Here is a 16559-nt window from a genome sequence, read left to right on the forward strand (position 1 = left end):
GCAAAAAAAGTCCGCGTGGACAATGCGGCGCATGTCCGACCTCCACGCCCTGACCCGGCAGTTCCCGCACCCCGGCCGGCTCGACGCCATCCTGCTGCGCCCCGCGCGGCGCACGCCTGTCGCGTCGGTGCAGGAGGTGCTGGCGATCGAAGGGCTGGGGCTGGCCGGCGACCGCAGCAGCGCCGGGCGCGGCGGTGGCAAGCGGCAGGTCACGCTGATCCAGGCGGAGCACCTGCCGGTTGTCGCGGCGCTCGCGCAGCGCATGGAGGGTGTGGACGCGGGGCTGCTGCGCCGCAACCTCGTCGTGTCGGGCCTCAACCTGCTGGCAGCGCGGTCGCTGTTTCGCGATCAGCCGTTGGTGCTGGCGCTCGGGCCCGAGGTGCTGCTCGAGATCACCGGGCCCTGCGAGCCCTGCTCGCGCATGGAAGAGCTGCTCGGCGCCGGTGGCTACAACGCCATGCGCGGGCATGGCGGCGTGACGGCGCGGGTGCTGCGTGGCGGTGCGCTGCGCGTCGGCGACGCGGTCGCCTGCCGCACCGCCTGAACACCACCTACATCAGGTTGCGCAACGAGGCCTCGATGGCCGCCGCCGTGGCCAGCGGCTTTTCCATCGGAAACAGGTGGCTGCCGTCGAGCATCGTGATGCGGCCCTTGGTGACCTGCTCGGTCATCGCCATGCCCACCTGCTTCATCTCGACCGACTGGCGCCCGCCGATGAAAGCCACCTTGCACTTGAGCGGGTGGCGGCGCAGCAGCCCGCCCAGCGTGTGGGGCAGGGTGTTGTAGATGGCGGTTTCCACATCGCGGTCGAAGCTCAGCGAGCGCGTGTCTTCGCTGTCGAAGGTGCCATGGTCGATGTAGTCGTGCAGCACCTGCTCGTCCCACTTCGCGAACGCCTTCTTGCTGCGGAAGTGCTCGAACACCGCCTCGCGATGCTCCCAGCTGTTGCGGCGCTTGCGGCTGGTGGCGCCGGGCGAAATGCTCTTCATGAGCGGCGTGCGCTTGACCATGTTGAGCGTGTTCGCGCGCCAGCCGCCGAGGATCGGTGAATCGATCAGCAGCACGCCGCGCGCCAGCTCGGGGTGGCGCGCCGCGCACATCAGGCTCAGGAAGCCGCCCAGCGAATGGCCGATGAGAAACACCGGGCCGCCCGCGCGGTCGGCACGCAGCTTGGCGAAGTCGGCCAGCTGCTGCACCAGGTGCGGCCAGTTGTCGGTGACGGGGTACTTCGGGTCGTGCCCGAATTTCTCGATGGCGTCGACCTCGAAGCCCCGGTTGCGAAGGCTGTCGAGAACGACGCGGTAGGTGCTCGCCGGAAAGCTGTTGCCGTGCGAAAAGATGACAGGAGGCACGGACAGATTCAGATGAGCTTTTCGTCGGGGGTCGAGATCTTGCGCAGCGGGCTGTGGCGCGTGGCCGGCATCCGCAGCGGGTGTTCGGTGGCGCTGTCGTCCCACACCGGGTCTTCGATGCTGTCGAACACCTCGCGCAGCTTCTGGCCCCAGCTGTTGTGCATCATGCGGTAGTAGGGGTTGTCGGCATCGATGCAGATCACGCGGTCGGTCTCGAGCTTGTTGGCCTCGTACACCACCAGATCGAGCGGCAGGCCCACCGACAGGTTCGACTTCATGGTCGAGTCCATCGACACCAGCGCGCACTTGGCGGCTTCGTCCAGCGGCGTTTCGGGCGTGAGCACGCGGTCGAGCACGGGCTTGCCGTACTTCGATTCGCCCACCTGGAAGTAGGGCGTCTCCGTGGTGGCTTCGATGAAGTTGCCCGCGGCGTAGACCAGGAACAGGCGCATGCCTTCGCCCTTGACCTGCCCGCCGAAGATGAACGACACGTTGAAGTCGAGGCCCGCATGCTTGAGTGCCTCGGCGTCACGGTCGTACACATGGCGCACGGCCGAGCCCAGCACGCGCGCGGCGTCGAACATGCTCTTGGCGTTCCAGATGGTGATGGGTTCGCCCTGCGTGCCGTCTTCACGCGTTTCGCGCAGCTCTTCGATCTGCAGGATTTCGCGCACCGACTGCGAGATGCTCAGGTTGCCCGACGACAGCAGCACCATCACGCGGTCGCCCGGCTGCTCGTAGACGATCATCTTGCGGAAGGTGCTGATGTGGTCCACCCCCGCGTTCGTGCGCGAGTCGGAGAGAAACACCAGGCCGGCGTTGAGTTTGATGCCTACGCAATAAGTCATGGGTTCGCCTTGCAGGAACTGGGCCCGCTCATGCGGTACTGCGTTCACGTGCGTTCAGTTTCTGGAGGGCATAGAGCGCGTCGAGGGCTTCGCGCGGGCTCATGGCGTCCGGGTCGAGGGCAGCCAGCGCGGATTCTACGGCGCTGGCCATGGGGGTTTCGGTGGCCGGCGGCGGCGCAAACAGGTCGACCTGCGCACGCGTTTGCGCATGCTGCGATTCGAGCGCATCGAGCGCCTGCCGCGCGTGGTTGACCACCGCCGCGGGCATGCCTGCGAGGCGCGCCACCTGGATGCCGTAGCTCTTGCTGGCCGGGCCGGGCTGCATCTCGTGCAGGAACACGATGTCGCGGCCCGACTCGGTCGCGCTCACGTGCATGTTCACGGCGCCGTGGTGCGTGGCCGGGAACTCGGTGAGCTCGAAGTAGTGGGTGGCGAACAGCGTGAAGGCCTTGCTGCGGTCGTGCAGCTGCGCCGCGATGCCGGCCGCCAGCGCCAGGCCGTCGAAGGTGCTGGTGCCGCGGCCGATTTCGTCCATCAGCACCAGCGACTGCGCCGTGGCACTGTGCAGGATCTGCGCGGCCTCGGTCATCTCGAGCATGAAGGTCGACTGCGCGTTGGCCAGGTCGTCGGCCGCGCCGATGCGCGTGTGGATCGCGTCGATCGGCCCGAGCCGGCAGGCCGTGGCCGGCACGTGCGAGCCGATGGAGGCCAGCAGCACCACGATCGCCACCTGCCGCATGTAGGTCGACTTACCGCCCATGTTCGGGCCGGTGATGATCTGCATGCGCTGCTGCGGCCCCATTTGCGTGTCGTTGGCGATGAAGCCGCCCGACGACTTCTCGGCCAGCCGCGCCTCCACCACCGGGTGGCGGCCCTGCTGGATCTCGATGCACGGGTGCGACACGAAGGTCGGCGCGCGCCAGTTCAGCGTGTGCGAGCGCTCGGCCAGCGCGCACAGCGCGTCGAGCGCGGCAATGCCGCCGGCCAGCTGCGTGAGCGCGGGCACCGAGGGCTGCAGCGCGTCGAGCAGCTGCTCGTACAGCCACTTCTCGCGCGCCAGCGCGCGGTCTTGCGCGCTCAGCGCCTTGTCTTCGAAGGCCTTCAGCTCGGGCGTGATGAAGCGCTCGGCGTTCTTCAGCGTCTGGCGGCGGCGGTAGTTGTCGGGCACCTTCGAGAGCGCGCTTTGCGTCACCTCGATGTAGAAGCCGTGCACGCGGTTGAACTGCACGCGCAGGTTGCTGATGCCGGTGCGCTCGCGCTCGCTGATCTCGAGCTTGAGCAAAAAGTCGTCGCAGTTCTCGCTGATCTCGCGCAGCTCGTCGAGTTCGGCGTCGTGGCCCGTGGCGATCACGCCGCCGTCGCGCACCAGCGCCGACGGATCGGGCTTGATCGCGCGCACCAGCAGGTCGGCGCAGCCCGGCGGCGGCGCCAGGCGCTCGGTGATCTGCGCCAGCAGCGCGGCGGCGCCCGGCAGCAGCGGCGCCAACTGCTCGGCCTTCGCCAGCGCGAGCTGCAGCGCCACCAGTTCGCGCGGGCGCACCTGACGCAGCGCGATGCGCGCCGCGATGCGTTCCACGTCGCTGGTGTTCTTCAGCTGCTCGCGCAGCGTGCGCCAGGGCGCGGCGGTGGCACCGGGCCCGGGGGACTGCAGCGCGCCGATGGCGTCGAGCCGGCCCTGGGCTTCGCTGCGGTCGCGGCGCGGCGAGAGCAGCCAGCGCTTGAGCAGGCGGCTGCCCATGCCCGTCATGCAGGTGTCGAGCAGCGAGAACATCGTGGGCGCGTCTTCGCCGCGCAGCGTCTGCACCAGTTCCAGGTTGCGGCGCGTGGTGGGCGGCAGCTCGATCAGGTCGCCGTCGCGCTCCACCGACAGCCGCTGCACGTGCGACAGCGCGCGGCCCTGCGTGTGTTCGGCATAGCCCAGCAGCGCGGCGGCGGCGGCGTGCGCGTTGCCCAGCGATTCGGCGTTCCACGCCGCGAGGCTGTGGCTGCCCATCTGCTCGCTGAGCTTGCGCTCGCCCAGGCCGGGGTCGAACTGCCAGGCCGGACGCAACGACAGCGTGAACGGCACGGCCGCGCGCGCGGCCTTCAGGCGCTGCTCGAACGCGGGCGTGACCTCGGCGCTGTACAGCAGCTCGCTCGGCGCGATGCGCGCGATCCAGGCTTCGAGCGCGTCGGCCGGGCACTCGGCCAGCCGCAGCTCGGCGCCTGTCACGCTGAGCCAGGCCAGGCCGCAGAAATTGCGCGTGCCCGCATGCACGGCAAGCAGCAGCGAATCGCTCTTGTCGTTGAGCAGCTCCGAGTCGGTCAGCGTGCCGGGCGTGACCACCCGCACCACCTTGCGCTCGACCGGCCCCTTGCTGGCACCGACCTCGCCCACCTGCTCGCAGATGGCGACCGATTCGCCCAGCTTGATGAGCCGCGCCAGGTAGGTGTCGACCGAGTGGAAAGGCACGCCGCACATCAGCACCGGCTGCCCGGCCGACTGGCCGCGCTGGGTGAGCGTGATGTCGAGCAGACGCGAGGCCTTTTCGGCGTCGGCCCAGAACAGTTCGTAGAAATCGCCCATCCGGTAGAACAGCAGGGTGTCCGGATGGTCGGCCTTGAGGCCCAGGTATTGCGCCATCATGGGCGTGTGCCCGGAGAAGTCGCTGGAGGAGGGGGCGGGGTGGGCAGTCGTCGTTTTCACTCGGGCGATTATCGGGGACGGGCGGACGGGGATCAGCCGACGGTCGGTGTGACCGGCTTGCCGATGCGGTTGCGCATTGCGACCCGCGTGTCGTCGATCTGCTTGTGCGATGCGGCCTGCAGGCGGCGGGCCTTGGCTGGCGCAAAACCCAGTTCCAGAAAGAGGTTGGTGCCCGGCGGGGTGACGTGGCGGATGGCGGTGTCGGTCTTCATGGTCTGCTCTTCCTGAGAGGGGTCGCCGGGCGGTCGTGTGCTTCTGGCTCGGGTCGGCATTGTCGAGAAGCGCCGGAGGTCTTCGCCTCGCGTGGCACCATGCCGGTCCCGATGACCGTGAACTTTGTGGGGATCCGGCGCAGATCCACCACGCGGCCTGTTCCAGGCGCGGCGCCCCGCCGCACGCGCTTCTTGGCCGTTCCTGAATCCAGACAGCTCCCCGCGCGTAGTCATGCGCATGCGCATGACTACGCGGGCGCACGCGACCTTCATCGATGGAGACCCCAGTGAGCTACGAGGACATCCGGAAACGATTTCATGTGCCTGCCCGCAAGGGCGCCAGGGTGCTGGTGCACGGGCAGCCCGGCACCGTGACCACCGTGCGGGGGCTCACGCTGCGCGTGCGGCTGGACGGCATGAGCTGGTCGCGGCCGTACCTGCCGGACGAGCTGCAATGGCTGCCGGCCCCAGCACCCGAGCCGCAGGGGCCGGGCGGCCCCGAGCACTGACGCGGCCGGGCGGCCCGTACTGCCCTCCTAAAATCCCTCGGCGCAAACCCCGCGTGAAGAACAAAGGCGCCCATGGCCCCGTCGGATGAAATCAAAGGCCCTGCAGCGGACGCGCTCCCGGACACCGCCACCTTGCCCGCTGACCTTGCGGCGCTGTATCTGTGCATGTCGCCGGCCCAGCTGGCGGACCTGCGCAAGTCGAAACGGCCCGAAGGGCGACCGGGCACGGGCAACAGCGGCCCGTCCGTCATCCGGCCCGTCGAAGGCACGGGCGGCGCCAAGGACCCGGCGCTCTACCAGCTCGGCACGCTGCGCGAGTTTGCCAAGGCGAACGCCGCGCCCTCGGCCTTCGACACCGCGCTGAACACCGGCCTGCCGGGCTGGTTCGGCGCCAAGCTGCCTTTCTTCGCCGAGCGCGAGCCCCGCATCAAGCGCGGCAAGCGCGTGCTCATCGGCGGCGCCTGGGACCGGGCCGATCCGCTGCGTGAGCAGCGCTTCGTCGCACTGGCCAAGGGCCGCATCCGCTTCACGTCGCTGACGTGTGCCGAAGCCGCGGCGAGCCTGTGGGCCGACGTGGCCAGCCACCGCGCGTTCGCCGACCAGGGGCTGGCCCTGCTCGCGCGCGAGACGCAGGCCATCGAGGCCTCGCTGGCCGACACGGCCCGTCTGGCCGCGACCGCACCGACCGATGCGGTGGCCTGACCTCCCTTCAAGTTCGACGATGGAAGTGCTCCGATGCTGATCAACTGCGTGGCCTATGAAAACGGCGCCAAGCTCGCCGACATTCCCGTCGAGGACATCAGCGACTACATCTCCCGCGCCGGCTGCTTCGTCTGGGTGGCGCTGAGCGACGCCACGCCCGAAGAGCTGGCCCAGATGCAGGACGAGTTCGACCTGCACCCGCTGGCCGTCGAAGACGCCCAGCACGGCCACCAGCGCCCCAAGGTGGAGGAGTACGGCGACTCGCTGTTCGTCGTGATGCACCTGGTCGAGCCTTCGACCGACACCGAGGGGGAGGGTGGGCACAGCGTGAACGTGGGCGAGGTCAACGTGTTCGTCGGCCGCAACTACGTGCTGTCGGTGCGCAATCGCAGCCAGCAGGGCTTCCTGGGCGTGCGCGAGCGCTGCGAGCGCGAGCCCGACCTGCTGCGCAACGGCGCGGGCTTTGTGCTCTATGCGCTGATGGACGCGGTGGTCGACCGCTACTTTCCGGTGATCGATGCGCTCGAAGTGGAACTCGAATCCATCGAGCAGCAGATCTTTGCGCAGGGTGGCGCGGCGCGCGACAAGATCAAGCAGCTGTACGACCTGAAGCGCCGCAGCCTCATCCTCAAGCGCGCGGTGGCGCCATTGGTGGAGGCGGCGGGCAAGCTGCACGGCGGGCGCGTGCCGCAGATCTGCGTGGGCACGCAGGAGTATTTCCGCGACGTGGGCGACCACCTGGTGCGCATCAATGGCTCGATCGACGCGGTGCGCGACACCATCGCCACGGCGGTGCAGGTGAACCTCTCGATGGTCACCATCGAAGAGAGCGAAGTGACCAAGCGGCTGGCCGCCTGGGCCAGCATCTTCGCGGTGTGCACGGCCTTCGCGGGCATCTGGGGTATGAACTTCGAGCACATGCCGGAACTGAAATTCCGCTATGGCTATGCGATGGCGCTGGGGCTGATCGTCAGTACCTGCGGGTACCTCTACTACCGGTTCAAGCGCGTCGGCTGGCTCTAGCGCGAAGCCCGGCCACGGGCTTCACGACTGAATCGCGCTTTCCTTATTCGTCGTGCGTGTCGTGCGTCGCCACGGCACCGCGACGCCAGTAACCCGATGCCCGAACCCACTTCGGGTTCGCGCTGCGCTCGCCCACGAGGTGCGCGCGCAGCGCCTTCGCGATCGCCGATTCGCAACCGACCCAGGCGTGAAAGTCGCCGGCCGGCAGTGCCATCGTTTTCAGCGTGTCGACCAGCACGGGGCTCAGTCCCGGCGCGGCGCCTTCGCGGTGCACCCAGCGCAGCGTGAGTTCGGCCTGCGTCTCGAAGGGAATCTCGTCGGCCTTGCTGTCGACTTCCGCCAGCACCACCACGCGCGCACCGGCCGGCAGTTCGGCCAGGCGGCGCGAGATGGCGGGCAGGGCGGTGTCGTCGCCGATCAGCAGGTGCCAGTCGAATTCGGTCGGCACGATGAACGAGCCGCGCGGGCCGCCCACGCCGACGATGTCGCCGGGCTTGGCCTGCTCGGCCCACTGCGTGGCGGGGCCGGCGTCGTGCAGCGCGAAGTCGATCTCCAGCGTGTTGGCTTGTGCATCGTGGCGGCGCGGCGTGTAGTCGCGCATGGCGGGGCGCCCGCCCTCGGGCCACACGGGGCCGTCGGGGCCGGCGGTCGGCAGCGTGAGCTGGCCGGTGACGACATCGGGAAAGAACAGCTTCGCGTGGTCGTCGAAGCCGGGGCTGGTGAAGCCCTGGAGCGCGTCGCCGGTCAGCGTGATGCGGATCAGGTGCGGCGTCACGCGCTGCACGGTCTTCACCGTGAGCTGGCGAAAACGCAGTTCGTGGCGCACGCGGCGCGGCGTGCGGTCGGGCGTGTTGGAAGAAGAAGCAGTGGTGGTGGTGAAGTCGGTCATTTGCAGAGATGGGTTCAGATGCGTTCCAGCTGTTGTGCGGCGCTGTCGAGCACCGCGGCGAATTCGTGGGCTTGTTGTTCGGTGAGAGGGGCGCCGCCGAGGCGCAGGCGCATCGCGAGCTTGAGGTTCTCGATGGCGCGGGTGACTTGCGGGGGCCGTCCGGCGCGCGGGCCGGCGCCGTCCACGCCGCCTGCCATGCGGGCCATCATGGCGTCGGCCGTCTCGCGGTTGGCGGCCAGGAACTCCTGGCCGCTCGGCGTGATGCTGTAGCGCTTGCGACCGCCGACGTCCGCGGTTTCCACGCTCAGGTAGCCCAGCTCTTCCAGCAGCGTGAGCGTGGGGTAGACCACGCCGGGGCTCGGCGCGTAGGTGCCGCCCAGGCGGTCCTCGATGGCCTTGATGAGCTCGTAGCCGTGCGAGGGCTTGTCGGCAATGAGCTGCAGCAGCACGAAGCGCAGCCCGCCGTGGCCGAACACCCGGCCCGCGCCGCCGCCGCGCCCGCCGCGCATTCCGCGGCCGCCGCCGGCCAGGCCGTCTTCGTGTTCGCCGCGCGGGGCGTGGCGGTGGTGATGGTGGTGCGGAGCGTGGTGAAGGTGGCGCATGGGGATGGTTTTTTTGAGTGGGTCGAGACTATTCTAGATATATCGAAATAGAAAGCGAGAGCCCGCCCATCGGGCGACCCTGCCGGTCGCATGGGTTCTGGCGCGCGGCCCCGGCGGGCGAGAGCGGGCTACAGCGGACGCAAAGGCGCCGCGCGCGCCATCAGGCGGATCTGCTCGAAGTCCAGCCGGTCCAGCGCCTGGCGAAGCGTCAACACCATCGGCTGGCTGTGCGCCTCGGCGGCCAGTCGGTTCACCCATTCGTGCAGGTCGCTCCAGCGCCCGTCGCGGGCGAGCGCTTCGAGTTCGTCCTTCTGCGCCGGCGACAACGGCGTCAACACCGGAAGTGGCCGGCGTGCCCTGGGCTTTGGGCGCGGACCAGGCGCGGCGATGGGTTCCGGCAACGGCGGTGCAGGCGCATCCGACGAAGGCGCCGGCTCGGTCGACAGCGAGAAGACCACCCGCGTCCCCGTGCCCATGCCGCTGTGGATCGCGAGCCGCCCGCCCATCCGCTGCACGATGCGCTGCGCGATCACGAGCCCGAGGCCGCCGCCCGCCATGCTGGGGGCGTTGTCGGCCAGCAGGCGGGTCATGCGATCGAGCGTGTCGGTGTCGATGCCCGTGCCGCTGTCGGTCACCTCGAAATGCAGCTGCCACGCGCCGTGGGACGGCTGCGCCTGCAACCGCAGCCCGATGGTGCCGTTGCGCGTGAACCTGGCCGCGTTCGACAGCAGGTTCAGCACCACCTGCTGCAGCCGCTTGCCGTCCAGGCGGACCAGGGCCGGCAGCTCGCCGTCGATCGTGAGTTCGAAGCTGTTGTGCTGGCGCTGCGCGAGCGCGTGCGCGTACTGCGCGACGTTGTCGACCAGCGTGCGCAGCTGCACCGGCTGCGCCTCGACGGCCAGCGGCGCCAGCTCGCCCTTGGCGTAGTCGACCAGGTCATCGATCAGCTCCAGCTGGTAGGCCGCGCTGCGCTCGATGGTGGCGAGCCGCGCGGGCGCGGGCGTGTCGCTGCCGTCCTGCATCAGCTTCAGGTTGCCCAGGATGGTGGCCACCGGCGCGCGCAGGTCGTGGCTGATGTAGGCCAGCAGTTCCTTCTGTTCGCGCGTGCGCTGCTCGGCCTGGCCCAGCGCCTCGCTCAGCGCGCGGGTCTTGCGCACCACTTCTTCTTCGAGCCGCTGCTGCTCCTGCGCCTGCCATTGCAGCAGCGTCTGCTGCGCCGCGTTGCGCTGGCGCGTTTCCTGGAACGACCACGCCGTGATCGCGAAGGCGCCCACCAGCATGCCCGGGAACGCCAGCGCATAGTGGTCGAAGTCGGACATCGAGCGCTCCGCGAACATCAGCGCCGACATGCGCATCAGCGCGCCCACGCAGATCACGAGCATCACCAGCAGCGACAGCCGCCCGCCCGGCCCGGCGCGTCGCTGGTAGATGAAGGTGCAGACCGTCAGTGCGAGCACGATCAGCGGCGCGTTCACGATGCCGATGGCCGCGAAGGTCGCGTAGGGGCCGAGCAGTGTGCCCAGCAGCACGACGATCTCGACGCCGGCCAGCACGAACAGCAGCGGGCGCCCGGGCACGCGCACCGGGCTCTGGCGGCCGCGCTCGTGAAAGTACAGCAGCAGGCACAGCGCCGTGGCCGCCACCATCACGCTGTGCCCGCGGTAGCTCCAGTCGGTGCTGTTCGGCCACAGCGCGATGCGCGCATAGCCCCGGTAGGTGGCCTCGTACAGCGCCAGCAGCGCGAAGCTCCCCGCCTGGAACGCGAGCATCGGCGCGCGCGAAATCCACCACAGCGCGGCCGAATACACCGCGAAGGCCAGCAGCCCGCCGATCAGCAGGCCGCTGAGCAGCGCATGGTTGCGTTCGATGTGATGCCACGCCTCGTCGGTGTGCAGCTCCAGCACCAGCTTGATCTGGCCCGTGCTCATCACGCGCACCAGCACCTGCACCGACTCGCCCGGCTGCAGGTCGATCTGCAACTGCGGAATGCGGTCGTGGCGATGCGTGGCGTCCATCGGGTCGGACACGCCGGCCTGCGCGTGCGTCCATGCGGGTTGGCCATTGCGCGTGCGCAGCAGATGAAAGTCGACATGCCGCAGCCACGTCACGTTGAGCCCGAGCCGCGCTGTGCGCACTTCCTGCGCATCGTTGACCAGCGACAGGCGCAGCCACACCGCCGAGGTCGAGAACCCGCGCATCAGCTGGTCGGGCGTGGCGGGCACGAACCCGTTCGCACCGCCGCTGGGCAAGGCGAGCACCTCGCGCGCCGACAGGCGGGCCGTGGGGTCTTCCAGCACCTCGACGGTCTGTTCGACGGAGACATTGCCCCGGTTCAGCGCGCTGAACCTGACGGCTTCCGCCGCGCTGGCCGCGAAGCCCCACAACCACAAGGCCAGGCCGAGCAGCAGACCGCTTGCCCACCAGGGGCGTGTGCGCACCGGATGCATCGCGCGTCAGGTGCCGGAACGTTCGACACCGGCCTGGCGGCAGGCTGAGGGCGTGCAGTCGAAGTACTCGCGAAACGCCGTCGCGAAATTCGCGGCGCTCGAGAACCCCACCGCCGCGGCGATCTCCTCGATGCGCATGGCCGATTCGAGCAGCAGGCGCTGCGCCTCGTGCAGCCGCGCCTCGCGCACGAACTCGAACACCGTGCGGTTCGTCAGCTCCTTGAACACGCGCGACAGGCGCTTTTCGTGCGTGCCCACGCGCGCCGCCAGCTCGCGCAGCGGCAGCACGCGGCTCAGGTCGGCCAGTATCAGCCGCTCCGCCGCCTGCATGAGTGCGCGGTCCATGCCCGAGCCCGGCGCGCCGCCGTCGTTCGCGGCGGGGCTGTCGGGCGGGGGCGCCGCCTGCGTGGCAGGGGCGGTGCGCGCCCTGCGGGATTCCGCCAGCGCCAGGTGAATCTCGACGCGGGCCATCACCTCGGCCGGGTCGAAGGGCTTCACGATGTAGTCGACCGCGCCGGCCCGCAGGCCTGTCAGGCGCTCTTCCAGGCTGGCCGACGAGGTCACGAAGATCACCGGAATGTCCGCCGTGGCCGGGTCGGCCTTCAGCAGGCGGCAGGCGGCAAACCCGTCGGTGCCGCCCAGGCGCACGTCCAGCAGCACCAGGTCCATCTGCAGCGTCGTCGCGCGCCGGTAGCCCTCCATCGCGTCGAAGGCGAGCGTGATGCGGTAGCCGGTGCCCCGCAGCGTTTCCAGCAAGAGCTTGAGTTCGTCAACGTTGTCGTCGACAACCAGCAGATGAGCTCTCCGGGGCTCCGGAGGTGACCAATAGGACATGGAAAGAGGGGGCGCCGGCACTGCGTTGGAACGCCCTGTGACCGAAACAATGTAACCAAGAAATTAATTTGGTAATCATTGTCACAAGAAATGCAAATTCATCCAATGACCGGTCTTAATTCCTGATCGATCCGCCCGCCATTGCCGCTCGAGGCCTTAAAAAAGGTGCCGCGGCGAGGGGGGCTGTCAGAGGGAAAACGGGGTGCTGGACAGGGCTCGTTCGGTATTGCAGGAAATAGCCGGGCCGATTCCGTCCATCAAAAGAATTGGACGCTCCGGCAAAAGCCCGTAAGCCAAAAGACCGCCAGCGCCCGCTTTCCCAGCTTGCGAATTGCTGATTTTCTTTCGCCAATCGTGTGAAGTATTCGACATTCACACACGTTTGTGAACAGTTGTACGCCACGGCAAACGCCACGGCCTCTCCGGCAAAAGTCCGGACACCCCCCCGAACCAAGAATCCCGCCCCATGCAAGCGCAAGCCTGCGTGACCCGCGCACCGGGTCGCGCCGGCGAGTCCTCGAGAGCCACCCGCGGCCTTCGAGATTTCCCAACGTGCGACCCGGGCTGTTCGCTGAAAGCGAGGGCTCGCCCGAGGTCCGGAGTCAAGGAGAAAGACCAATCATGGAAGCTGTTTACAAGTCTGGTGGCGCGTCATCCCGCAAAGCGACGGCGGAAGCCCCTCTGGTTCTGGATCGCCCGTCGATCGTCACGCTGAAGATCGCGCCCGAGAGCGTGCTCAAGTTCGAGCGCCGCGGCGACGACCTCGTGCTCGTGCTGCGCGACGGCCAGGAAGTCGCCGTGCGCGGCTTCTTCGCCGAGTACCCCGACGCCGGCCGCAACGACCTCGTGCTCGAAGACGGCGCCGGCGTGCAGTGGTGGGGTCAGTACACCGCGCCCTGGAAAGACTTCCACTTCACCGAGATCGAATGGAACGACGCCGGCGGCGCCTTGCTGCCCGACGGCGTGCCGGGCTGGCTGCTGGGCGCGCTCGGCGTGCTGGGCGTCGGTGCCGCCGCGAGCGGTGGTGGTGGCGGCGGCGGTGGCCCGGCCTTCATCCCGCCGTTGCTTCCCGCGCAGAACCGCGGCCCCGAAGGCAAGGCCGACCCTGTCGTCACCGATCAGGACAAGCCCGTGACCGGGCAAGTGCAGGCGACCGACCCGGACCGTGACACGCTGACTTACACCGTCGCCAAGGGCCCCGAACACGGCACCGTCACCGTCGATCCGACCACGGGCCAGTTCGTCTATACGCCCAAGCCCGGCTACGAAGGCCCCGACAGCTTCGAAGTGACCGTCAGCGACGGCAAGGGCGGCACCACCACCGTCAAGGTGCCCGTGACCGTCTCGCCCGTGAACGACGCGCCCACCGCGCCCGACTACACCGAGACCACGACCGAAGACACGCCCGTGAGCGGCCGCGTGACCGGCAGCGACATCGACAGCGGCGACACGCTGACCTACACGAAGGGCAGCGACCCGGCGCACGGCACGGTGACGGTCAACCCGGACGGCACGTACACGTACACGCCGAACCCGAACTTCAACGGCACCGATACGTTCACTGTCACAGTGAGCGATGGCCATGGCGGGACGACGACGAGCACGGTGACGGTGACGGTCTCGCCCGTCAACGACGCGCCCGAGGCGCCCGACTACAACGAGACGACGAACGAAGACACGCCGATCAACGGAAGCGTGGTCGGCACCGACGTCGATGGCGATGCGCTGACGTACGTGAAGGGCAGCGACCCGGCAAACGGCACGGTCACGGTCAATCCCGATGGCACGTATGTCTACACGCCGAATCCGAACTTCAATGGCACTGACAGCTTTACCGTGACGGTGAGCGATGGTCATGGCGGGACGACGACGAGCACGGTGACGATTACTGTCGATCCGGTGAACGACGCACCGACGGTGCCCAACTACAACCAGACCACGGACGAAGACACTCCCGTCAGCGGCCAGGTCGTTGGCAGCGACGTCGATGGCGACACCCTTACGTACACCAAGGGCAGCGATCCGGCACATGGCACCGTCACGGTCAATGCCGATGGCACGTACACCTACACCCCCGGCGCAAACTTCAATGGCACCGACAGCTTCACGGTCACCGTGAGCGACGGCCACGGCGGAACGACCACCAGTACGGTGAACGTGACCGTGAACCCGGTGAACGATGCACCGACGGCACCGAACTACACCGAGACCACGAACGAGGACACGCCGGTCGGCGGGAAGGTGATCGGCAGCGACGTCGATGGCGACGCGCTGACCTACGTGAAGGGCAGCGATCCGGCGCACGGCACGGTGACGGTCAATCCTGATGGCACCTACGTCTACACGCCGAACCCGAATTTCAACGGCACCGACACATTCACTGTGACAGTGAGCGACGGCAACGGTGGCACGGTCACCAGCACCGTGACGGTCACCGTCGATCCGGTGAACGATGCACCGACGGCGCCCAACTACAACCAGACGACGAACGAAGACACGCCGGTCAGTGGAAAGGTCGTCGGCACCGACGTCGATGGCGACACGCTGACGTACACCAAGGGCAGCGACCCAGCGCACGGCACGGTGACGGTCAACGCCGACGGCACGTACACCTACACCCCCGGCGCTAACTTCAACGGCACTGACAGCTTCACCGTGACGGTGAGCGACGGGCACGGCGGTACGACGACGAGCACCGTGAACGTGACCATCAACCCGGTCAATGACGCACCGACGGCGCCCAACTACACCCAGACCACGAACGAAGACACGCCGGTCAGCGGAAAGGTGACGGGCGCTGACGTGGACGGCGATGCGTTGACCTACACGAAGGGCAGCAATCCTTCGAATGGCTCGGTGGTCGTCAACCCCGACGGCACCTACACGTACACGCCGAACCCGAATTTCAACGGCACCGATACGTTCACCGTCACGGTGAGCGACGGCCACGGTGGCACGACGACCAGCACCATCACGGTCACCGTCGATCCGGTGAACGATGCCCCCACGGCGCCCAACTACAACCAGACCACGAACGAGGACACGCCCGTCAACGGCAAGGTCATCGGCAGCGACGTCGACGGTGACGCGTTGACCTACACCAAGGGCAGCAATCCTTCGAACGGCTCTGTCACGGTCAATCCCGATGGCACGTACGTCTACACGCCGAACCCGAACTTCAACGGCACCGACACGTTCACCGTGACGGTGAGCGATGGTCATGGCGGCACGACGACGAGCACGGTGACGGTCACGATCGATCCGGTCAACGACGCACCGACGGTGCCCAACTACAACCAGACCACGAACGAAGACACGCCCGTCAGCGGCAAAGTTGTTGGCAGTGACGTCGATGGCGACACGTTGACGTACACCAAGGGCAGCGACCCCGCGCACGGCACGGTCACGGTCAATGCCGATGGCACGTACACCTACACCCCGGGTGCTAACTTCAATGGCACCGACAGCTTCACCGTCACGGTGAGCGACGGCCACGGCGGCACGACCACCAGCACGGTGAACGTGACCATCAACCCGGTGAACGACGCACCGACGGCGCCCAACTACACCGAGACGACGAACGAAGACACGCCCGTCAGCGGGCAAGTGACCGGCAGCGACTTGGATGGCGACCCGCTGACTTATGTGAAGGGTAGCGACCCCGCGAACGGCACGGTGACGGTCAACGCGGACGGCACCTATACCTACACCCCGAATGCCAACTTCAACGGCACCGACACGTTCACCGTCACGGTGAGCGATGGCCATGGCGGCACGACGACCAGCACCATCACGGTCACGGTCGATCCGGTCAACGATGCGCCGACAGTCCCCAACTACACCGAGACCACGAACGAAGACACGCCCGTCAACGGTCAGGTCGTCGGCAGCGACGTCGACGGCGACACGCTGACCTACACCAAGGGCAGCGATCCGGCGCATGGCACGGTCACCGTCAATGCCGATGGCACGTACACCTACGTCCCTGGTGCCAACTTCCACGGCACGGACAGCTTCACCGTCACGGTGAGCGACGGCCACGGTGGCACGACGACCAGCACCATCACGGTCACCGTCGATCCGGTGAACGACGCCCCCACGGTGCCCAACTACACCGAGACCACGAACGAAGACACGCCGGTCAGCGGTCAGGTCGTCGGCAGCGACGTCGATGGCGACACGCTCACCTACACGAAGGGCAGCGATCCAGCGCACGGCACGGTGACGGTCAACGCCGATGGCACCTACACCTACGTCCCCGGCGCGAACTTCAACGGCACCGACAGCTTCACGGTGACGGTGAGCGATGGCCACGGTGGCACGACCACCAGCACGGTGAACGTGACCGTCAACCCGGTCAACGACGCACCGACGGCGCCCAACTACACCGAGACCACGAACGAAGACACGCCGGTCAGCGGTCAGGTCGTCGGCAGCGACGTCGATGGCGACACG

General features: G+C 68.0%; 13 protein-coding genes. 5 read left to right on the forward strand and 8 right to left on the reverse strand.

Annotated features, from left to right (window positions below; translation table 11 throughout):
• Positions 1-31: 31 nt before the first annotated feature.
• Positions 32-544, forward strand: a complete 513-nt coding sequence (locus AC1RLW_RS15445; RefSeq protein WP_493193773.1) for an MOSC domain-containing protein — start codon at positions 32-34, stop codon at positions 542-544.
• A 7-nt stretch (positions 545-551) separates the two neighbouring features.
• Here AC1RLW_RS15445 and AC1RLW_RS15450 read toward each other — a convergent pair whose 3' ends face one another.
• Genes AC1RLW_RS15450 through AC1RLW_RS15465 form a run of 4 tightly spaced genes read right to left on the reverse strand, consistent with a single transcriptional unit; the run spans position 552 to position 5098 of the window.
• Positions 552-1358: an alpha/beta fold hydrolase gene (locus tag AC1RLW_RS15450; RefSeq protein ID WP_493193969.1), complete on the reverse strand. Its 807-nt coding sequence runs from the start codon at positions 1356-1358 to the stop codon at positions 552-554.
• 2 nt (positions 1359-1360) lie between these two features.
• Positions 1361-2200: a proteasome-type protease gene (locus tag AC1RLW_RS15455; RefSeq protein WP_062474940.1), complete on the reverse strand. Its 840-nt coding sequence runs from the start codon at positions 2198-2200 to the stop codon at positions 1361-1363.
• A 28-nt stretch (positions 2201-2228) separates the two neighbouring features.
• Complete coding sequence (mutS, locus tag AC1RLW_RS15460) at positions 2229-4886, reverse strand: DNA mismatch repair protein MutS (RefSeq protein ID WP_435533319.1); 2658 nt, start codon at positions 4884-4886, stop codon at positions 2229-2231.
• A 32-nt stretch (positions 4887-4918) separates the two neighbouring features.
• Positions 4919-5098 (reverse strand): hypothetical protein, encoded by a 180-nt coding sequence (locus AC1RLW_RS15465; protein ID WP_354344846.1) that lies wholly within the window; start codon positions 5096-5098, stop codon positions 4919-4921.
• Between the two features lie 320 nt (positions 5099-5418).
• Between AC1RLW_RS15465 and AC1RLW_RS15470 the strand changes: the two genes are divergently transcribed.
• The 3 genes from AC1RLW_RS15470 to AC1RLW_RS15480 all read left to right on the forward strand — a co-directional run bounded on the left by AC1RLW_RS15470 (position 5419) and on the right by AC1RLW_RS15480 (position 7332).
• The gene (locus AC1RLW_RS15470; protein ID WP_254668067.1) at positions 5419-5607 is read left to right on the forward strand and encodes a polysaccharide deacetylase; all 189 of its coding nucleotides are present in this window, start codon (positions 5419-5421) and stop codon (positions 5605-5607) included.
• Positions 5608-5739: 132 nt separating this feature from the next.
• A complete protein-coding gene (locus tag AC1RLW_RS15475) occupies positions 5740-6309 on the forward strand; it encodes a hypothetical protein (protein WP_493193775.1) in 570 nt (189 codons plus the stop codon).
• A gap of 33 nt (positions 6310-6342) precedes the next feature.
• Positions 6343-7332 (forward strand): magnesium and cobalt transport protein CorA, encoded by a 990-nt coding sequence (locus tag AC1RLW_RS15480; protein ID WP_070062639.1) that lies wholly within the window; start codon positions 6343-6345, stop codon positions 7330-7332.
• Between the two features lie 43 nt (positions 7333-7375).
• Here the strand turns inward: AC1RLW_RS15480 and AC1RLW_RS15485 are convergent, their stop codons facing one another.
• The 4 genes from AC1RLW_RS15485 to AC1RLW_RS15500 all read right to left on the reverse strand — a co-directional run bounded on the left by AC1RLW_RS15485 (position 7376) and on the right by AC1RLW_RS15500 (position 12104).
• Positions 7376-8221, reverse strand: coding sequence for a siderophore-interacting protein (locus AC1RLW_RS15485; RefSeq protein WP_493193776.1), 846 nt, complete (start codon positions 8219-8221; stop codon positions 7376-7378).
• Between the two features lie 14 nt (positions 8222-8235).
• Positions 8236-8823 (reverse strand): PadR family transcriptional regulator, encoded by a 588-nt coding sequence (locus AC1RLW_RS15490; RefSeq protein WP_062474958.1) that lies wholly within the window; start codon positions 8821-8823, stop codon positions 8236-8238.
• Positions 8824-8951: 128 nt separating this feature from the next.
• A complete protein-coding gene (locus tag AC1RLW_RS15495) occupies positions 8952-11261 on the reverse strand; it encodes a sensor histidine kinase (protein WP_493193779.1) in 2310 nt (769 codons plus the stop codon).
• Between the two features lie 15 nt (positions 11262-11276).
• Positions 11277-12104 carry a response regulator transcription factor gene (locus tag AC1RLW_RS15500; protein ID WP_369629543.1) on the reverse strand — a complete coding sequence of 276 codons (828 nt, stop codon included), beginning with the start codon at positions 12102-12104 and terminating at the stop codon, positions 11277-11279.
• A gap of 621 nt (positions 12105-12725) precedes the next feature.
• Here AC1RLW_RS15500 and AC1RLW_RS15505 point away from each other — a divergent pair.
• On the forward strand, positions 12726-16559 hold a 3834-nt coding region (locus AC1RLW_RS15505; RefSeq protein WP_493193780.1), incomplete at its 3' end, for a tandem-95 repeat protein.

Source organism: Variovorax sp. GW822-FHT04A09, from assembly GCF_058801005.1.

Bases quoted from the DNA above. Each gene is read 5' to 3' on its own strand.
- AC1RLW_RS15455 (WP_062474940.1), bottom strand. From the start codon at position 2,200: ATGACTTATTGCGTAGGCATCAAACTCAACGCCGGCCTGGTGTTTCTC.
- AC1RLW_RS15490 (WP_062474958.1), bottom strand. From the start codon at position 8,823: ATGCGCCACCTTCACCACGCTCCGCACCACCATCACCACCGCCACGCC.
- AC1RLW_RS15485 (WP_493193776.1), bottom strand. From the start codon at position 8,221: ATGACCGACTTCACCACCACCACTGCTTCTTCTTCCAACACGCCCGAC.
- AC1RLW_RS15445 (WP_493193773.1), top strand. From the start codon at position 32: ATGTCCGACCTCCACGCCCTGACCCGGCAGTTCCCGCACCCCGGCCGG.
- AC1RLW_RS15500 (WP_369629543.1), bottom strand. From the start codon at position 12,104: ATGTCCTATTGGTCACCTCCGGAGCCCCGGAGAGCTCATCTGCTGGTT.
- AC1RLW_RS15480 (WP_070062639.1), top strand. From the start codon at position 6,343: ATGCTGATCAACTGCGTGGCCTATGAAAACGGCGCCAAGCTCGCCGAC.
- AC1RLW_RS15465 (WP_354344846.1), bottom strand. From the start codon at position 5,098: ATGAAGACCGACACCGCCATCCGCCACGTCACCCCGCCGGGCACCAAC.